The organism is Veillonella sp., assembly GCF_019414865.1.
Lineage (GTDB): Bacteria > Bacillota > Negativicutes > Veillonellales > Veillonellaceae > Veillonella.
In genome coordinates, this window is the sequence record NZ_DXLG01000182.1 from 1 (window position 1) to 2,265 (window position 2,265).

Genomic DNA, 2,265 nt, shown 5'->3' on the forward strand with positions numbered 1-2,265 from the left:
ACATCAAATGTTCTAATTGAGAAATGAGAATTATTGATAACTCACTAAAATCAATGATTTTATAGAAATTTTTTCAAAAAATATAATGACAAATGATAATCGATAAGCTATAATAGAAATGTAAATAAATCGATAGGCTTCGATTTATAGCTTAGTGAATTGAATGTAAGAGGTGTAGTTCAATATGATTTTGCAAGAAAATGGTGCAGCACGTAATCGGGGGATTACGCTTGCTAGTATAAAAGGAATTATAGGTAACGTCGTTCTCGTTATCTTTAAAATGATTGTAGGCCTTGCGTCTAACTCCATCGCCATCATCCTTGATGCGGTAAATAACTTAACGGACGTATTGTCCTCTGTATTGACCATCGTTGGTACAAAATTAGCAGCCAAGGGGGCTGATAAGGAGCATCCATTTGGTCACGGTCGCATAGAATATATGACTACCATGGCGATTGCTTTCATTATCCTTGGTGCAGGTATTGGATCCCTAAAGGAGTCTATTGATAAAATTCTTCACCCTGAGGTATCCACCTTTGATGTTCCGAGCTTGGTTATTATCGCTGTCGCTATTGTGGTGAAAGTTGTGATGGGCCGTTATATTAAGGCGCAAGGTGAAAAATATAAATCCGATGCTCTTGTAGCGTCTGGTATAGATGCCCTTTTTGATGCGGTAATTACCTTTGCAACTTTGGTATCTGCAGGCTTAGTATTCTTCTTTAACTTTGATATTCAAGGTTATGTAGGGGCCGCTATCTCCGTATTGATTTTGAAAGCATCTTATGACATTTTAAAAGAAATGTATAATCACTTGCTTGGCGTTCGTGCCGATGATAACTTAGTTCGTGAAATTAAAGAAACTATCGCTCAACATCCAAATGTGGGTGGTGTATATGATTTAGTATTAAATAGCTACGGCCCTGGTGAAACAATTGGATCCGTTCATATTACAGTGCCAGATACGATGACGATGGCGGATATCCATCCACTAACAAAAGGTATCGCTGTTCATCTTTATAAAAAATTTGGTATTGCTATGACTGTTGGTGTATATGCTGAAAACCAACCGAGTGTGGAAGTGCTTGAAATTAGACAAGCTCTTGATCAAGTCGTAAGCTTATATACACATGTTGTACAAGTACATGCCTTCTACGTACACGAAGAAAAGAAAGTTATCTACTACGATATCATCTTTGACTTTGATGAAGAAGATCCACATGGTACACTAGAAAAAATTAAAGCAGAAATGCAAAAACGCTGTCCTGACTATGTACAATTCGCTATTGTAGATACAGACTTCAGTAACTAATAGTAAAAATAAAGGCTTCAACCAATCATCGACCAAAATATTCCGGCGAGAAATGGTTGAAGCCTTTTCTTTTACTAGTTGATAGATTTAGCTATACTATAAGTAAGAGAGATGGTGATTCTATGTTACGGTGGATAAAGAAACATTATATTGTAAGTTTTATTGTTTTCCTTATTCTTGTTTTGTGTGCTTTGCACTTTAGTGGTACGAGAAATGAGACACGTATTTTGTCGAAACAAGGGATAATTCTAGAGAAAAATATTACAGTTGATCTTAAGCGTAATCCTAATGCAACCGTGACAGTTATAAATGCAAGCAATTACTCTGAATCCTATGTTGTTAATGTATTGCCTATTATGACAGAATATAACTGCTATATTTTCGACTCTCTTATCGTTAATGATGAATTATATCTGCTTGCACGTTCTAATGCTGCAATTTCAAATATGAATTTGTATCCACTATTAATTTTTAAGATTAATGATACATCTTTAAGCTCTAATGTTATTGGATATGAATTCGATAAATTCTCCGCTTCACTAGACTATATAGATGGTAAAATTATAGCTTCTAATGAGAACGCGAAATATATCTTAAGCCCCGATTTATCTGCTAGCAAAATAGTGAATACAGACTCGATTTCTGTTCAAAATAAGAATGTTAGTAAACATGGTATTCGAAAAGATAAAGTAATATCAGACTCTTTAATTCCTAGAGATTTATACATGAATGGCAAGGTAGGAGATACCTATTTGCTTACTGTTAGTCCTCTTAACTACGCGAAACCTAACATGAATTTACCATTTGAATTTTTAAAAGCTGAACAGTATTATGGTATACCTGTATATGAAAATATGATGGTATTCTGGAATACTAATACTGATGAGATGGAGTTTTATAACGATCTTAAATCTATTACATCTTTTAATATTAAATATATGGATATGGGTTATAAT

The 2,265-nt window shown here is 34.3% G+C and carries 2 protein-coding genes; both read left to right on the forward strand.

Going from position 1 to position 2,265, the window contains the following annotated elements; translation table 11 throughout:
* Nucleotides 1-184 precede the first annotated feature (184 nt).
* Nucleotides 185-1,309: a cation diffusion facilitator family transporter gene (locus QZ334_RS08025; RefSeq protein ID WP_295233494.1), complete on the forward strand. Its 1,125-nt coding sequence runs from the start codon at nt 185-187 to the stop codon at nt 1,307-1,309.
* 122 nt (nt 1,310-1,431) lie between these two features.
* Nucleotides 1,432-2,265, forward strand: an 834-nt coding sequence (locus QZ334_RS08030; RefSeq protein WP_295233497.1) for a hypothetical protein, incomplete at its 3' end; no start/stop codon positions are given.

What these genes read in the sequence shown, in the direction of transcription:
- QZ334_RS08025 (WP_295233494.1), top strand. Translation starts at nt 185, where the DNA reads ATGATTTTGCAAGAAAATGGTGCAGCACGTAATCGGGGGATTACGCTT.